This window comes from Aromatoleum sp., from assembly GCF_032027225.1.
In the GTDB taxonomy this organism is placed as follows: domain Bacteria; phylum Pseudomonadota; class Gammaproteobacteria; order Burkholderiales; family Rhodocyclaceae; genus Aromatoleum.
Map to the genome: position 1 here is coordinate 127,284 of NZ_JAVSMM010000013.1, position 15,973 is coordinate 143,256.

The window sequence follows — 15,973 nt, forward strand, 5'->3', positions numbered from 1 at the left end:
GCGCACGGCGAGAGCCCTTTTCTGGCCGATTGTTTCCGATCCTGCCTTTTCGCCGCGTCACGGTTAGACTTGAACACCTTTGCGCACGAGGCCTCGGGCTTCGTTCGCTTCAGCGCGAACCGGCCGGTTTGATTTACCTGTTTGCCGCCATTCGCGCCGTCGCCGTGTCAATAACGCTTTCAACAGAGGAGAAGACGATGAGCAAGGTTACGCTGGGAGGCAATCCGATCGAAGTCGCGGGCCGTTTTCCGCAGAAGGGCGACACCGCGCCGCCGCTGTCGCTGGTCGGCGCCGATCTCGCCGATGTCACGCTCGACAAGTACGCCGGCAAGCGCAAGGTGCTGAACATCGTGCCGAGTCTCGACACGCCGACCTGCGCGACGTCGACGCGTAAGTTCAACGCGGAGGCCGGCAAGCTCGACGACACGGTGGTGCTGATCGTGTCGGGCGACCTGCCCTTCGCGGCGAAGCGCTTCTGCGTCGCCGAAGGGCTCGAGAACGTCGTCACGCTGTCGACGATGCGGGGTCGCGACTTCATGCGCGACTATGGCGTCGAACTGACGTCGGGTCCGCTCGCGGGCCTGACGGCGCGCGCGGTCGTCGTGCTCGATCGCGACAACAAGGTGCTGCATTCGCAACTCGTCGACGAGATCAAGAACGAGCCGGACTACGCCGCGGCGCTGGCCGCGCTGCAGTAAGCTGACGTCCCGCGCGGTCTGGTGAACCCGGATCGCGCATCAGACCCGCGCTGCGGCGAAGGGCGGCCGGAAGAGCATCGCGAGCAGCGCGACGGTCGCGAGGCCGCCGCCGGCGACGAAGGTCCACGACGCGCCGAACGCGTCCCACAGCCAGCCCGCGAGCGCGCTCGCGATCAGCATCGCGACGCCGCTGACGAGATTGAAGAAACCGAACGCGGTGCCCCGCAACGCGGCCGGCGCGGTGTCGGCGACCATGCGCGCGAGCAATCCCTGCGTGATTCCCATGTGCAGTCCCCACAGCCCGATGCCGAGCGCGAGCGCGCTCCAGTGCGTGCTCGACGCGAGGGCGGCGTCCGCGGCGATCAGCACGACGGTGCCGGACGCGAGCAGCTTCGTGTGCGAGACCCGGTCGGACAGCTGTCCGAATGGATAGGCCGCGAGCGCATAGACGACGTTCATTCCGATCAGCACGAACGGCGTGTACGCGATCGGCAGGCCGCCATCGGCCGCGCGCAGCACGAGAAAGGCTTCGGAGAAGCGCGCGAGCGTGAACATCGCCCCGACGGCGACGACCCACCAGTACGCGCGCGACAGCTGCTTCAGGTTCTCGCGCCGGATCGGATTGCCCGCGCCCGCATCGCCCGGCCGCTTCGGCTCGCGCACGCCGACGATCAGCAGGGCGACCGACAGGAAGCCCGGGATGATCGCGACCCAGAACACCGCGCGGAAATCGTTCGCCCACAGCAGCATCAGCCCGACCGCGAGCAGCGGCCCGACGAACGCTCCGACCGTGTCGAGCGACTGGCGCAGGCCGAACGCGGCGCCGCGAACGTCCGCCGGCGCGAGGTCGGCGAGCAGCGCATCGCGCGGCGCCCCGCGGATCCCCTTGCCGACGCGGTCGATCAAGCGCGCGCCGAGCACCATCCCCGAAGTCGTCGCCAGCGCGAAAAGCGGCTTGGACAGCGCGCCGAGACCGTAGCCGAGCACCGCCAGCGGTTTGCGCCGGCCCCAATAGTCCGACAGCACGCCGGAGAACACCTTCACGATCAGCGCCGTCGCTTCCGCCGCGCCCTCGATCAGGCCGACCGTCAGCGCGCCGACGCCGAGCGAGGTCACGAGGAAGACCGGCAACAGGCTGTGGATCAGCTCCGACGACACGTCCATCAGCAGGCTGACGAAGCCGAGCATCCAGATCCCGGCGGGCAGTGCGGGCTGGGTGCGGGGCCGATCGGTCTCGATTTGCGGTGAATTCCTGTTCATCGGGAAGCCGTCCCCCGTCGCTCGAAAGGCGTCGCCGGTGGGGAGCCGTCTCTAGGCCGATTCATGACGGAACTCCGCTCGGCACCAACCGTGATCCCGATGAAGCGATGACGCGCAGGGGCGACGCCCGCCTGTTCAGTCCGGCCTCGTTCGCCGCCTCGCGCTCGTCTGTCCGGTTTGCCGCAGGCCGCGGCACGCCTACGGCATTATGGCCTTGCCGAACCCGGTCGGGAAACCCTGCTGCTTAATGCGCGATTCCGGAGTACGCCGGTCGGGCGGCCGGGTGCATCGGCGCCGGGAAATCGATCCGGAGATCGGGAAGCGTGGGACCTTCGAAGTGCGACAGCGCGAAGTTCGAATAGCGCTTGTCGTAAGTGACTTCGGTCCCGACCCAGGGCGGCAGCGCGACCTCTTCGCCCTCGCTCCGCAGTTCGACCTCGGCCACGATCAGGCCGGCATGGCGCCCTTCGAACACGTCGACTTCGAAAACATGGGCGGCGAACGGGACCAGGTAGCGGACCTTGCGAATCAGCCGGGTTCCGCACTGATTATCGAGGATGCAGCGGGCGTCGTCGGCCGGAATCTCGTATTCGAACTCCTGCCGCGACATCCCGTAGCGCGGGGTTTTCAGGGTGAGATACCCGCGGCCGGCGCGCAGCCGCACCCGCGTCGTCATCGCGCCGGGCTCCTTCGCGACGTAGCCCTGCACGATCCGGTCCCCGCTTCGCCCTGCGAGGCAGGCCACGTCCCTGACGAGAAACCGACGTTCGATCTCTGTTGCCATGTTCTTCGTTGCCTTATTTGATTTCGGGCGAATGCAATTATATGAGAAGGAGGCGCCGCTGTTGCTGCGGTGCAATAAATCACTTCGCGCGCCACCCTGCGAACCGGGAGCGTCTCGTCGAGGATGGCCGGAGACGATTACAGAAATTCGCGCGAGACGAGGCATGCCCGTGTAGTGATGCACGCCGTCACCCAGTTTGTTACGGTTTGTAATACGTCGGACACAAACCGGCGGTAGCCTCGGCGCGTCGTATCACCTTGGTATTAGACGCGCCGCGATGAAGCGTTTCCTGCATCCTGTTGTGTGGCTTTCGGGCCGTCTGAATTTCCGCTCGAAGCTGCTTGGAACCTTCCTGCTTTTCGCGCTGCCGCTGGCCGGCCTCGGGGCGCTCGTCGTGCATGAAGCCCGCTCCTCGATCGAGCGGATCGAGCGCCAGCGCCAGGGACTCTCGTTGCAGATGCCGATGCTCGCGGTCGTGCGCGCCGTGCAGGACCACTATTCGGCCTCGCTCGCGACGATCCACGGCGACGCATCGATGGAGCCCCGGCTGAGCGCCGCCGCGGCCGAGTTCGAACGGACGGCGCCGACCGTTCTCGAGCAGCCTCTCGCCGCTGATGCGGGGGTGGAGATCCTGCGCCAATGGCGCACGCTCGCCGCGACTCCCGCGACCGATGCCGATACGAGCCGCGCCGGGCACGAGGAGATCCTCGATGCCCTGTTCCGCTTGCGTGATGACGTCGTCGATCGCAGCGGCCTGAGCCTGAACGACGACGTCGCGGCCCAGACGCTGGTCGGCCTCCTGAACAACCAGCTGGTGCCGCTGCTGCAGAACCTCGGACAGGCGCGCGACGTCGGTGTCGGGATCATCGCGCGCGGGCGGATCGGGATGTCGCAACGCGACGCGATGAGCACCGTCCGCGGCAGTTTCGACCCGCTGCTGACGTGGATCGGCAAGAGCGTCGACAGGACGACCGCGGCTGCGCCCGAGCTCGGGCCGGTGCTCGCCGAACCGCTCGGGGCGCTGAACATCGCGACGCTCGGCATCCAGGAATACCTCACGACGAAGCTGATCAACACCAGCGATCTCGACGTTCCGCTGGCCGAGTACCACGACAAGGGAAGCGCCGCCCTCGATGCCGGGTTCGCGTTCGCGGACCGGCTGATGCCGCAGATCGACCGGATGCTCGCGGACCGCGGGGCGCATTTCCAGTCGCTCTTCCTGTGGACGGCGGCCGGGCTCGGCGGAACGCTTGCGCTGATGGCCTACCTGTTCGCCGGCGCGTATTCGTCGATCCTCGCGTCGATCCGCGAACTCGACAAGGCCGCGCGCGCGATGGCCGACGGGGATCTGCGTGCGCGGGTCGAGGTGCGGACGCGCGACGAGATCGGCAGGGTCGGCGGCGATTTCAACGTGATGGCCGAAAGCTTTTCCGCGCTGATCGGCAAGGTCGTCGTGGCCGCGGGCAGCACGCAATCGGCCGCGGGTCAGCTCACCGCGCGGATCGCCGACGTCACCGCGGCGTCGGCGCAGCAGAGCGACACGGCGGCGCGCTCGTCGAGCTCGGTGCAGGAGCTCGCCGTCAGCGTGCAACAGGTCGCCGCGCACGCCGAGGACACGAACCGCATCGTCTGCCAGGCCGCGGCGCTATCGGCCGACGGTCGTGTCGTCGCGGACGAGGCGGCCGTCGAGATGCAGCGCATCGTCGAGGACAGCAGCGCCATGGCCGTGGCGATTCTCGCGCTCGAGGACCGCTCCCGCAGCGTGGACCGAGTCGTCGGCGTGATCGCCGAGATCGCCGAGCAGACGAACCTGCTCGCGCTCAACGCGGCGATCGAAGCCGCGCGCGCCGGCGAAGTCGGGCGCGGCTTCGCGGTCGTTGCCGACGAAGTCCGCAAGCTCGCGGACCGCACCGGCACCGCGACGCGCGAAATCGCGGGGACGATCCGGGAGATGCGCGACAGCATCCATGCGGTCGCCGCGGAAATCCGCCAGAGCGGCGCGCGCATCGGCGCGAGCTCGGCAGTCGTCGGCAAAGTGCTCGCGACGCTCGATTCGATTCACGAGGAAGTGACCCGCTCGGCGGCGCTCGTCGCCGACATCGTCGCCACCACCCAGGCCCAGACGGAAGTCAGCCACGACATCGCGCGCGACATCGAGAACATGTCGTCCATGGCCGACGAGAACCACAGCACCGCGCGCAGGACCGGCGCCGCGATCGAGGATCTGCTGCAGCTTTCCAGCGGACTTCGGCTGGCGATCGACGGCCTGCGCGTATGACGGTCTCCCGCTTAGAGAAAATGATGCCCGCCTCCCCGCAAATCGTCTCCGAGTTCCACGCCCTGCTCGACGCACGCGCACTCGCGTACGAATTCCAGCCCATCGCCGACATCGCGCGGGGGTCGGTACTCGGCTACGAGGCGCTGATGCGCGGGCCGGTCGGCTCGCCTTTGCGCACGCCGGACGTGCTGCTGCGCGTCGCGAAAAGCATCCAACGCATGGCCGATCTCGAGCGTGAGGCCTGTCTCGGCGCGATCGCGGCATTCGGCCGGCTCGGGCTGCCGGGCAAACTGTTCGTGAACCTGTCCGCGCCGATGATCGAATATTTCGCGCGCGACCGCGGCCGCGAGATGCTCGACTGCGCGCGCGACGCCGGCCTCGCGTCGGACCGACTGGTGCTCGAACTGACAGAGCACGAGCGCGTCGAGGATGTCGCGGGGCTGCAGGCGGCGATGGAAGTCCTTTCGGAGCGCGGCGTGACGCTGGCGCTCGACGATTTCGGCGACGGACGCTCGAGCTTGCGCCTGTGGGCGCAACTCAAGCCGCAGATCGTCAAGCTCGACAAGTATTTCGTCCATGGGCTGCTCGGCGACGGCCGCAAGGTAGACGTCGTCCGCACGGTGCTGCGGCTCGCCGAAGTTCTCGGGACGCCGCTCGTCGCCGAAGGCATCGAGGAAGCGGCCGAACTCGGAATGCTGCGCGACCTCGGCTGCCATTACGCGCAGGGCTACTATATCGGCCGCCCGGCGGCGGCGCCCGCGTCTGTCCTGCCGACGCCGGTGCTGGGGGTGCTCGGTTCCGGCAAGGTCGCGGTATTGCCGATTTCGGAGCGACGGCAGCAAGTCTGGCGTCCGGTCGACAAGTTGAGGGTCAGCGCGCCGGCGGTCGCGCCGCACCTCGCCAGCGGCGAGCTGGTGCGCCTTTTCGCCGCGAATCCCGAATTGCATGCGATCGCGGTGGTCGAAGGCCACAAGCCCGTCGGTCTGGTGAATCGGCGCGATTTCGTCGAGAAATACGCGCAGCCGTACCACCGCGAACTGTACGGTAAGCGGCCGGTGAGCCAGTTCATGAACGCGAACCCGATCTGCGCGGAGCGCTGGGCGCGGCTCGATTCGCTGATCGACGTGCTGACCGGTGGCGACCAGCGCTATCTGCACGACGGCTTCATCGTCACCGAAGACGGGCGCTACTGCGGCGTGGCGACCGGCGAGAGCCTCGTCCGCGCCATAACCGAGATGCGCATCGAGGCCGCGCGCCACGCAAACCCGCTGACGCTGCTGCCCGGCAACATTCCCATCACCGAGCACATCGCGCGGCTGCTCGACGCCGGCGGTCGCTTCGTCGCGTGCTATTTCGACCTGAACAACTTCAAACCCTACAACGACCTCTACGGCTACTGGCGCGGCGACGAGATGATCAAGCTCGCGGCGAGGACGGTCGCGAGCCACTGCGACCGCACGCAGGATTTTGTCGGCCACGTCGGCGGCGACGATTTCGTCGTGCTGTTCCAGAGCGACGATTGGGCCGAGCGCTGCGTGCGGATCGTCGCGGCGTTCAACCGCGAGGCGCGCGGCCTGTTCGATGCGCGCGAACTCCAAGAGGGCGGTTTCCACAGCGAGGACCGGCGGGGCTTCCAGACCTTCTTCCCGCTGACGACGATCGCCGCCGGGCAGGTCGCGGTGTCGCCGGGCCAGTTCCGCGATCCGGAAGAAGTCGCATCCGCGGCCGCGGCGGCGAAGAAGATCGCAAAGCTCTCCCCCGGCGGCATCCATCTCGCGCAGCCCGTAACGATCATTCCGTTTCGCGAGCCGATGGCGAAAGCGCGAGATGTGAGTGCTGCGAGCGCGTAACGAGGAATGCGCCGTACGCTGCGGTGCTGAGTGCCGAGTGCCGAGTGCCGAGTGCCGAGTGCCGAGTGCCGAGTGCCGAGTGCCGAGTGCCGAGTGCCGAGTGCCGAGTGCCGAGTGCCGAGTGCCGAGTGCCGAGTGCCGAGTGCCGAGTGCCGAGCGCTGATCGCGCAAGCAGAGGCGTGACGCCCGTGGTCTACCGGGCGGCGGGAGCGGGCGGGCGCAGGGAGAGCACAGCGTCGGGGTGAAAGGCGCGAAAATCCGCATTCGTGAGGCCCGTACGACTGCGACGGGAGTGAGGGATCGCCGCACTCTCGGTGAAACGTTTGCGGTGAAAAACGGCCGGGTACGGTAACGGACTGTTCGTATTGGGCTTTTTCGTGGAACATGGGCGCGTCGAGCTGGGCTTTCGCGCGGCAAGAGCGTAAAATTCCGGCCCTTCTGCTCCATCCGCTTCACAGCCCCCTCCCATGCTCTATCCCTCCCGTTTCGACGTCATCGTGGTCGGCGGCGGCCACGCCGGCACCGAAGCCGCGCTCGCTGCCGCCCGCATCGGCGCGAAGACGCTGCTCTTGACGCACAACATCGAGACGCTCGGGCAGATGAGCTGTAACCCGTCGATCGGCGGCATCGGCAAGGGCCACCTCGTGAAGGAGGTCGATGCGCTCGGCGGCGCGATGGCGGCGGCGACCGACGAGGGCGGCATCCAGTTTCGCATCCTCAATGCGTCGAAGGGTCCGGCCGTGCGTGCGACGCGCGCGCAGGCCGACCGCGTGCTGTACAGGGCCGCGATCCGCGGTCGGCTCGAGAACCAGCCGAACCTGTGGCTGTTCCAGCAGGCGGTCGACGACATCACCGTCGTCGGCGACCGCGTCACCGGCGTCGTCACGCAGATCGGCCTCGCGTTCGAGGCGCCCGCGGTCGTGCTGACCGCCGGCACCTTCCTCAACGGCCTGATCCACGTCGGCCTCGACAACTACTCGGCGGGACGCGCCGGCGATCCGCCGGCGATCTCGCTCGGGCAACGGCTGAAGGAATTGAAGCTGCCGCAGGGGCGGCTCAAGACCGGCACGCCGCCGCGGCTCGACGCGCGCTCGATCGATTTCTCGGTGATGCAGGAGCAACCGGGCGACGACCCGGTGCCGGTATTCAGCTTCCTCGGCCGCGCGGACCAGCACCCGCGGCAATTGCCGTGCTGGATCACGCACACCAACGCGGGCACGCACGACATCATCCGCGCGAACCTCGACCGCTCGCCGATGTACTCGGGCGTCATCGAAGGCGTCGGCCCGCGCTACTGCCCGTCGATCGAGGACAAGATCCATCGCTTCGCCGACAAGGACAGTCACAACATCTTCCTCGAGCCGGAAGGACTGACGACGAACGAGATCTACCCGAACGGGATCTCGACGTCGCTGCCGTTCGACGTCCAGCTCGCGGTCGTGCGCTCGATCCGCGGTCTCGAGAACGCCTACATCCTGCGTCCCGGATATGCAATCGAGTACGACTACTTCGACCCGCGCAATCTCAAGAGCAGCCTGGAGACAAAGTCGTTCCACGGCCTCTACTTCGCCGGCCAGATCAACGGCACGACCGGCTACGAGGAAGCGGCCGCGCAGGGGCTGCTCGCCGGCGCGAACGCCGCGCTGCAGGCGCAGGGCCGCGAGGCGTGGTGCCCGCGTCGCGACGAGGCCTATCTCGGCGTGCTCGTCGACGATCTCATCACCCGCGGCGTCGCCGAGCCGTACCGGATGTTCACCTCGCGCGCCGAATACCGTCTCAGCCTGCGCGAGGACAACGCGGACCTGCGGCTGACCGAGAAGGGGCGCGAGCTCGGCCTCGTCGACGACGTACGCTGGGACGCGTTCTGCCGCAAACGCGACGCGATCGAGCGCGAAACGGCACGCCTGAAAGCCACCTGGGCGCATCCGGAGAGCATCCCGTCCGACGACGCCGAGCGCGTCGTCGGCAAGGCGCTCGAACGCGAGTACCGCTTCTTCGAGCTGCTGCGCCGCCCGGACACCCGCTACGTCGACCTGATGGGCCTGCCCGGCGCGCCGGAAAATCCGGAAACCGACCCACAAGTGATCGAACAGCTCGAAATCGCGGCGAAATACCAGGGCTACATCGACCGCCAGCAGGACGAGGTCGCGAAGCAGTTGCAGGCCGAGTCGACGCGGCTGCCCGCGGATCTCGACTACGCCGACGTGCGCGGGCTGTCGAAGGAAGTGCAGCAGAAGCTGAACCAGCACAAGCCGGAAACGATCGGCCAGGCCGGCCGCATCCAGGGCGTGACGCCGGCGGCGATTTCACTCCTGCTCGTGTGGTTGAAGCGGCGCGAGCTCGGGCAGCGCGCTGCGGGGGCTGCGGCGGCCGACGCTACGGGGACTCCGCCGCGATGAGCGCCGGCACGCTGGACGCCGGGCTCGCCGCGCTCGGCCTGTCGCTGTCGCCGGCGACGCAGGAGCGGCTGATGTCGTTCGCGGCGCTGCTGCAGAAGTGGAACAAGGTCTACAACCTGACGTCGATCCGCGACGCCGGCCAGGTCCTCACGCACCACCTGCTCGACTCGCTCGCGGTGCTGCCGCATCTCGACGGCATCGCGACGCTCGCCGACGTCGGCTCCGGCGGCGGCCTGCCCGGCATCCCGCTCGCGATCGCGGCGGCCGAGAGCCAGCCGGGCCTCGCGATCACGTCGATCGAGACGGTCAACAAGAAGGCGAGCTTCCAGCAGCAGGCGAAGATCGAACTCGCGCTCGCGAACTTCGCGGTGGTGAACGAGCGTGTCGAGAGTGTCCGTCCCGCGGCGCCGTTCGACGCGGTGGTTTCGCGCGCGTTCTCCGAGCTCGCCGATTTCGTCGTCCTCACCGCGCACCTGCTGCGGCCGGGCGGACATTTTCTCGCGATGAAGGGCGTGTATCCTCGCGACGAGATCGCGCGGCTCCCGGCCGCTTTCCGCGTCGTCGAGGCCGTCCCGCTCACGGTGCCCGGGCTCGGCGCTGAACGTCACCTGATCATCCTCGAAAGGAACTGAATGGCCCGGATCTTCTGCGTTGCGAACCAGAAAGGCGGCGTCGGCAAGACGACGACTTGCGTGAACCTCGCGGCCGCGCTGCAGCAGGCGGGCCAGCGTACGCTGCTCGTCGACCTCGATCCGCAGGGCAACGCGACAATGGGCAGCGGCATCGACAAGCGGTCGGTGCCGAAGTCCGTCTATCACCTTCTCGTCGGGCTCGCGACGCTCGACGAGGCGCGCGCGAAATCGCCGACCGGCGGCTACGACGTGCTGCCGGCGAACCGCGATCTCGCCGGCGCCGAAGTCGAGCTCGTCGATCTCGAACGGCGTGAGAATCGCCTGCGCGACGCGTTGAAGCGCTTCGACGCCGAGTACGACTTCGTGCTCGTCGATTGTCCGCCGGCGCTGTCGATGCTGACGCTCAACGGCCTGTGTGCCGCGCACGGCGTGATCATCCCGATGCAGTGCGAGTATTACGCGCTCGAAGGCCTGTCCGATCTCGTCAACACGATCAAGAAGGTGCACGCGAACCTCAACCGCGATCTGAAGATCATCGGCCTGCTGCGCGTGATGTTCGATGCGCGCATGACGCTGCAGCAGCAGGTGTCGGCGCAACTCGAGAGCCACTTCGGCGACAAGGTGTTCCGCGCGATCGTGCCGCGCAACGTGCGGCTCGCCGAAGCGCCGAGCCACGGCATGCCGGGCGTCATGTTCGACCGCGCGGCGAAAGGGGCGCAGGCGTACATGGCGTTCGCCGGCGAGATGATCGAGCGCGCCGCCGCGTTCTGAGCGATTTCGAGGACTCCCGATGACCCGACCCAAACTCAAAGGCCTCGGCCGCGGCCTCGACGCGCTGCTCGCGGCGAACCACGACGACGACGCGGAGCGCGGCGAACTGCAGACGCTGCCGGTCGGCGATCTGCAGCCGGGCAAGTATCAACCGCGCACGCGCATGGACCCCGGTTCCCTCGAGGAACTGGCGGCGTCGATCAAGGCGCAGGGCGTGATGCAGCCGATCCTCGTGCGGCCGATCGACGGTTCGAGATACGAAATCATCGCCGGCGAGCGTCGCTGGCGCGCCGCGCAGATCGCCGAACTCGACGAGGTGCCGTGCCTCGTCCGCGAGATCCCCGACGAAGCGGCGCTCGCGATGTCGCTGATCGAGAACATCCAGCGCGAGGATCTGAACCCGCTCGAGGAGGCCGGTGGCATCCAGCGCTTGATCGACGAGTTCGGCATGACGCACCAGCAGGCGGCCGACGCGGTCGGGCGCTCGCGACCCGCCGCGTCGAACCTGCTGCGCCTATTGAATCTCGCCAGCGCGGTGCAGGAGCTGTTGATGGCAGGCGATATCGACATGGGGCATGCGCGGGCGATCCTGCCGCTCGACGGGGCGAGCCAGATCCAGGTCGCGAACCACGTCGCAGCGCGCGGCCTGTCGGTGCGCGAAACCGAGCGGCTCGTGCAGCAGACACTGAGCCCGCGCCAGAAGAAGGCCGAACGCGAACCGGACCGCGACCTGCTGCGCCTCGAAGAGGAGATTGCCGACTCGCTTGGCGCGACCGTGAAGATCAGGGCGAACCGCAAGGGCGCCGGCGAGGTGACCATCCGCTTCGGCGACCTCGACCAGCTCGACGGGCTATTGAGCCGGCTGCGCTGAGCAAGGGGCCACGCGGTTGGCAGCGTACGGCGAATACGACCGACGGGCGCCGCGAACCGCGTCGATCAGCCGCGATTTCGGCCTTTCTTCTCCGGTCGTCAGGCATCTTGTATAAGATGCAGGACCTTGCCGGGAAACGGTGTCGAAGCCCGACGAAAATTTGACTTTATCGTGGTTAACCCCTAGTATTCGCGAAATTTTTTAGCGACAGGCGCATAAGCGCAGCGCGTCGGCGGATCCATGTTCAAGATGGTTTTCCTGCAGCTTGGCGCGACGATCGCGGCAACGGCCATCGCGGCCGTTTTTTTCGGTCTGCGTGGCGCGGTGTCCGCCGCCCTGGGCGGTCTGTCATGCGTCCTGCCGAATGCGTTCTTCGCCCTGCGGCTGCATTTCGCGGCGAAGCGTCCGGGCGGGGCGAACGTAGCGGTTTTCTTCATCGGCGAGTTCTTCAAGATCGCGTCGATCGTGGGTTTGTTGGTGCTGGTCGAGCGGTCCTATGAAGGCCTCCACTGGGGAGGACTCTTCATCGGCCTGATCCTGGCACTGAAGGCGAATTTATTTGCATTTATGGTGAAGACCTGACCATGGCTACCGAAGCACCGACGTCCGGCGAATACATCGTCCACCACCTCACCCATATGAACTCCACCGGTCACGCCCAGAAGGCGGTCATCGACTGGAGCGTATGGAACCTCGACACCCTGTTCTTCTCGATTCTCCTCGGGGTCGTCACGCTGTTCTTCCTGATCCGCGCCGCGCGCAAGGCAACGCCCGGCGTTCCGGGGCGCTTCCAGGCCGCCGTCGAAATCCTCGTCGAGATGGTCGCCGATCAGGCGAAGGGCATCATTCATAGCGCCGAGTCGCGCAAGTTCGTCGCACCCGTCGCGCTGACCGTGTTCCTCTGGATCTTCCTGATGAACTCGATGGACTTCCTGCCGGTCGATCTGCTGCCGCGCATCTGGGCCGCGATCTCCGGCAACGAGCACGCCTACCTGCGCGTCGTGCCGACCGCCGACCTCAACGGGTCGCTCGGGATATCGATCGGCGTGCTGCTGATCTGCCTCTACTACAACGTCAAGATAAAGGGCGTTTCCGGCTGGGTCCATGAGCTCTTCACGGCGCCGTTCGGCAGCCACCCGCTGCTGTGGCCGATCAACTTCCTCATGCAGATCATCGAGTTCCTCGCGAAGACCATTTCGCATGGCATGCGGCTGTTCGGCAACATGTACGCCGGCGAGCTGATCTTCATGCTGATCGCGCTGCTCGGCGGCACCGCCACCGCGTTCGGTTTCGTCGGCCACGTCGTCGCCGGTTCGATCTGGGCGGTCTTCCACATCCTGATCGTCGCGCTGCAGGCGTTCATCTTCATGATGCTGACGCTGGTCTATATCGGCCAGGCGCACGAAAGCCACTAACGGTCCGCAGTACCCGGTTTCTTTAACTTCAATTCACTTTTTACTCAAGGAGTCGTCATGGAAAACGTTCTGGGTTTGGTTGCTCTGGCTGCTGGTCTGATCATCGGTCTGGGTGCTATCGGCGCTTGTATCGGTATCGGCATCATGGGCTCCAAGTACCTCGAAGCTTCGGCCCGTCAGCCCGAGCTGATGAACGCGCTGCAAACCAAAATGTTCCTGCTGGCCGGTCTGATCGACGCTGCGTTCCTGATCGGCGTCGGTATCGCGATGATGTTCGCCTTCGCCAACCCGTTCCAGCTCGTTTGACCGGTTCGAGTTCGCCTCTTTGACAACAACTGAGGGACAAGAACAGTGAATTTGAACGCAACCCTGATAGCTCAGCTCGTTGTGTTCTTCATTTTGGCGTGGGTCACGATGAAGTTCGTGTGGCCCCCCATCGTGAAGGCGCTCGACGAGCGTGCGAAGAAGATCGCGGACGGGCTTGCGGCTGCGGACAAGGCCCGCGCCGACCTCTCGCTCGCCGAGAAGAAGGTCGTCGACGAACTGCGCAAGGCTCGCGAATCCGCGGGCGACGTGCGTGCCACTGCCGAAAAGCAGGCGGCGAAGTTCCTCGACGATGCCCGCGCCGAAGCCGCCCGCATCGTCGCGCAGGCTCGTGAAGCCGCCGAAGCCGAAGCCGGTACCGCCTCCCAGCGTGCGAAGGAAGCCCTGCGCGACCAGGTCGCGCTTCTGGCCGTCGCCGGTGCCGAAAAGATCCTCCGTCGCGAGATCAACGCCCAGGTGCATGCCGACCTGCTTGCCAACCTGAAAACGGAACTGCAATAAGTCATGGCCGAGAACGTCACCATCGCGCGCCCCTATGCGGATGCCGCCTTCGAGCTGGCCCGCGGGGCAGGTGCGCTGGGGCCTTGGTCGGAAGCACTCGATCGACTCGCTGCAGCAGCAGCGGATGCGTCGATGAAAGCCTGCATCAGCAATCCGGAGCTGTCATCCGACCAGCTGTATCAGCTGTTCCTTGACGTTGCGGGGCAAGGCTTCACCCCCGAGCTGCAGAATTTCGTTCGTGTCCTCGTCGACAACGAACGCCTGCAGGTGCTTCCGGAGATCCGTGACCTGTTCGTTGAACTCAAGAACGAACATGAAGGCGTCAAGGAAGCCGAAATCGCCTCCGCCTTCCCGCTCGACGATGCCACGCTGGCGCACCTGAAGACCGATCTTGAGAACCGCTTCAAGACTCGGCTCAACGTGCGCGTCAGCCTCGACCCCGAACTCATCGGCGGGGTCCGCATCGCCATCGGCGACGAAGTGATCGACGCCTCGGTCCGCGGCAAGCTCGCGAACATGGCCGCTGCGCTAAAGAACTAGGAGCATAACCAGATGCAACTCAACCCCTCTGAAATCAGTGATCTGATTAAGAGCCGGATCCAGAACCTGCAGCTCGCAGCCACGTCGCGCAACGAAGGCACCGTGGTGTCGCTGACCGACGGCATCACGCGCGTTCACGGCCTCGCCGACGTCATGCAGGGCGAAATGCTGGAGTTTCCCGGCAACACCTTCGGCCTCGCGCTGAACCTCGAGCGTGACTCTGTCGGTGCGGTGGTCCTCGGAGAATACGAGCACATCACCGAAGGTGACGCCGTCAAGGCGACCGGCAAGATTCTCGAAGTGCCGGTCGGCCCCGAGCTTATCGGCCGCGTCGTCAACGCGCTCGGCCAGCCGATCGACGGCAAGGGTCCGATCAACGCGAAGCTCACCGACAAGATCGAAAAGGTCGCGCCGGGCGTCATCTGGCGCCAGTCGGTGTCGCAGCCGGTGCAGACCGGCCTGAAGTCGGTCGATTCGATGGTGCCGATCGGCCGCGGTCAGCGCGAGCTGATCATCGGCGACCGCCAGACCGGCAAGACCGCGGTCGCAGTCGACGCGATCATCAACCAGAAAGGCCAGGACATGTTCTGCGTCTACGTCGCGGTCGGCCAGAAGGCCTCGACGGTCGCGAACGTGGTGCGCAAGCTCGAAGAGCACGGTGCGATGGAATACACCATCGTCGTCGCCGCGACCGCGTCCGAATCCGCCGCGATGCAGTTCATCGCGCCGTACTCGGGCTGCACGATGGGCGAATACTTCCGCGACCGCGGCCAGGACGCGCTGATCATTTATGACGATTTGACCAAGCAGGCGTGGGCCTACCGTCAGATCTCGCTGCTGCTGCGCCGCCCGCCGGGCCGCGAAGCCTATCCCGGCGACGTGTTCTACCTGCACTCGCGTCTGCTCGAGCGTGCGTCGCGCGTGTCTGCCGAGCACGTCGAGAAGTTCACGAACGGTGAAGTCAAGGGCAAGACGGGTTCGCTGACCGCGCTGCCGATCATCGAGACGCAGGCGGGCGACGTGTCCGCGTTCGTTCCGACGAACGTGATCTCGATTACCGACGGCCAGATTTTCCTCGACACCGACCTCTTCAACGCCGGTATCCGTCCCGCGATCAACGCCGGCCTGTCGGTGTCCCGCGTCGGCGGTGCCGCGCAGACCAAGGTGATCAAGAAGCTCGGCGGCGGTATCCGCCTGGCGCTGGCGCAGTACCGCGAACTCGCGGCCTTCGCCCAGTTCGCCTCCGACCTCGACGAAGCCACCCGCAAGCAGCTCGAGCGCGGTCGTCGCGTCACCGAGCTGATGAAGCAGGCGCAATACTCGCCGATGTCGGTGTCGCAGATGGCGCTGTCCCTGTTCGCCGTCAACAAAGGCTACATGGACGACGTCGAAGTCAACAAGATTCTGCCGTTCGAATCCGCGCTGCTGGCGTTCATGAAGTCGAAGTACGCCGGCATCATGGACACCATCGAAACCAGCGGCAACCTGGATGAGGCCACCGAGACCGCACTCACCGCCGCGGCGGAAGAGTTCAAGAAAACCGGCGTCTATTGATAGGCCGCGCTGATTTGCAGCCGCTGGTTTAAGGAGCAAGTATGGCAGCCGGAAAAGAGATACGGACCAAGATCAAGAGCGTGGAAAACACGCGCA

At 66.2% G+C, this 15,973-nt stretch carries 15 protein-coding genes; 13 read left to right on the plus strand and 2 right to left on the minus strand.

Translation table 11 applies throughout. The features are described 5' to 3' along the window. Window positions 1–197: 197 nt before the first annotated feature. Window positions 198–698, plus strand: coding sequence for a thiol peroxidase (gene tpx / locus ROZ37_RS14775; protein WP_312660394.1), 501 nt, complete (start codon window positions 198–200; stop codon window positions 696–698). 39 nt (window positions 699–737) lie between these two features. Here tpx and ROZ37_RS14780 read toward each other — a convergent pair whose 3' ends face one another. Continuing rightward, a complete protein-coding gene (locus ROZ37_RS14780) occupies window positions 738–1,958 on the minus strand; it encodes an MFS transporter (protein WP_312660396.1) in 1,221 nt (406 codons plus the stop codon). Between the two features lie 244 nt (window positions 1,959–2,202). Beyond that, on the minus strand, window positions 2,203–2,742 hold the full coding sequence (locus ROZ37_RS14785) for a CYTH domain-containing protein (RefSeq protein ID WP_312660397.1): 540 nt from the start codon (window positions 2,740–2,742) through the stop codon (window positions 2,203–2,205). Window positions 2,743–3,019: 277 nt separating this feature from the next. Here ROZ37_RS14785 and ROZ37_RS14790 point away from each other — a divergent pair, with 277 nt between their 5' ends. From ROZ37_RS14790 to atpA, 12 genes are all read left to right on the plus strand, one after another. Further along, the gene (locus tag ROZ37_RS14790) at window positions 3,020–5,020 is read left to right on the plus strand and encodes a methyl-accepting chemotaxis protein (RefSeq protein WP_312660398.1); all 2,001 of its coding nucleotides are present in this window, start codon (window positions 3,020–3,022) and stop codon (window positions 5,018–5,020) included. Between the two features lie 20 nt (window positions 5,021–5,040). Then, window positions 5,041–6,870 carry an EAL domain-containing protein gene (locus ROZ37_RS14795; RefSeq protein WP_312660400.1) on the plus strand — a complete coding sequence of 610 codons (1,830 nt, stop codon included), beginning with the start codon at window positions 5,041–5,043 and terminating at the stop codon, window positions 6,868–6,870. A 467-nt stretch (window positions 6,871–7,337) separates the two neighbouring features. Next, window positions 7,338–9,269: a tRNA uridine-5-carboxymethylaminomethyl(34) synthesis enzyme MnmG gene (gene mnmG, locus ROZ37_RS14800; RefSeq protein WP_312660401.1), complete on the plus strand. Its 1,932-nt coding sequence runs from the start codon at window positions 7,338–7,340 to the stop codon at window positions 9,267–9,269. Beyond that, a complete protein-coding gene (rsmG, locus tag ROZ37_RS14805; RefSeq protein ID WP_312660402.1) occupies window positions 9,266–9,901 on the plus strand; it encodes a 16S rRNA (guanine(527)-N(7))-methyltransferase RsmG in 636 nt (211 codons plus the stop codon). Before mnmG ends, rsmG begins: the two co-directional genes overlap by 4 nt. Then, on the plus strand, window positions 9,902–10,672 hold the full coding sequence (locus ROZ37_RS14810) for an AAA family ATPase (protein ID WP_312660404.1): 771 nt from the start codon (window positions 9,902–9,904) through the stop codon (window positions 10,670–10,672). A gap of 19 nt (window positions 10,673–10,691) precedes the next feature. After that, a complete protein-coding gene (locus ROZ37_RS14815; protein WP_312660406.1) occupies window positions 10,692–11,543 on the plus strand; it encodes a ParB/RepB/Spo0J family partition protein in 852 nt (283 codons plus the stop codon). A gap of 240 nt (window positions 11,544–11,783) precedes the next feature. Next, window positions 11,784–12,125, plus strand: a complete 342-nt coding sequence (locus ROZ37_RS14820) for an ATP synthase subunit I (RefSeq protein ID WP_312660407.1) — start codon at window positions 11,784–11,786, stop codon at window positions 12,123–12,125. Window positions 12,126–12,127: 2 nt separating this feature from the next. Further along, window positions 12,128–12,958: a F0F1 ATP synthase subunit A gene (gene atpB, locus ROZ37_RS14825; RefSeq protein WP_312660408.1), complete on the plus strand. Its 831-nt coding sequence runs from the start codon at window positions 12,128–12,130 to the stop codon at window positions 12,956–12,958. 57 nt (window positions 12,959–13,015) lie between these two features. Continuing rightward, complete coding sequence (atpE, locus tag ROZ37_RS14830) at window positions 13,016–13,264, plus strand: F0F1 ATP synthase subunit C (RefSeq protein WP_312660409.1); 249 nt, start codon at window positions 13,016–13,018, stop codon at window positions 13,262–13,264. 45 nt (window positions 13,265–13,309) lie between these two features. Then, entirely contained in the window at window positions 13,310–13,783 is a 474-nt protein-coding gene (locus ROZ37_RS14835) for a F0F1 ATP synthase subunit B (protein ID WP_312660410.1), read from the plus strand. 3 nt (window positions 13,784–13,786) lie between these two features. Continuing rightward, window positions 13,787–14,323, plus strand: coding sequence for a F0F1 ATP synthase subunit delta (locus tag ROZ37_RS14840; RefSeq protein WP_312660411.1), 537 nt, complete (start codon window positions 13,787–13,789; stop codon window positions 14,321–14,323). 12 nt (window positions 14,324–14,335) lie between these two features. Then, the gene (gene atpA / locus ROZ37_RS14845) at window positions 14,336–15,877 is read left to right on the plus strand and encodes a F0F1 ATP synthase subunit alpha (RefSeq protein ID WP_312660412.1); all 1,542 of its coding nucleotides are present in this window, start codon (window positions 14,336–14,338) and stop codon (window positions 15,875–15,877) included. Window positions 15,878–15,973: the final 96 nt, after the last annotated feature.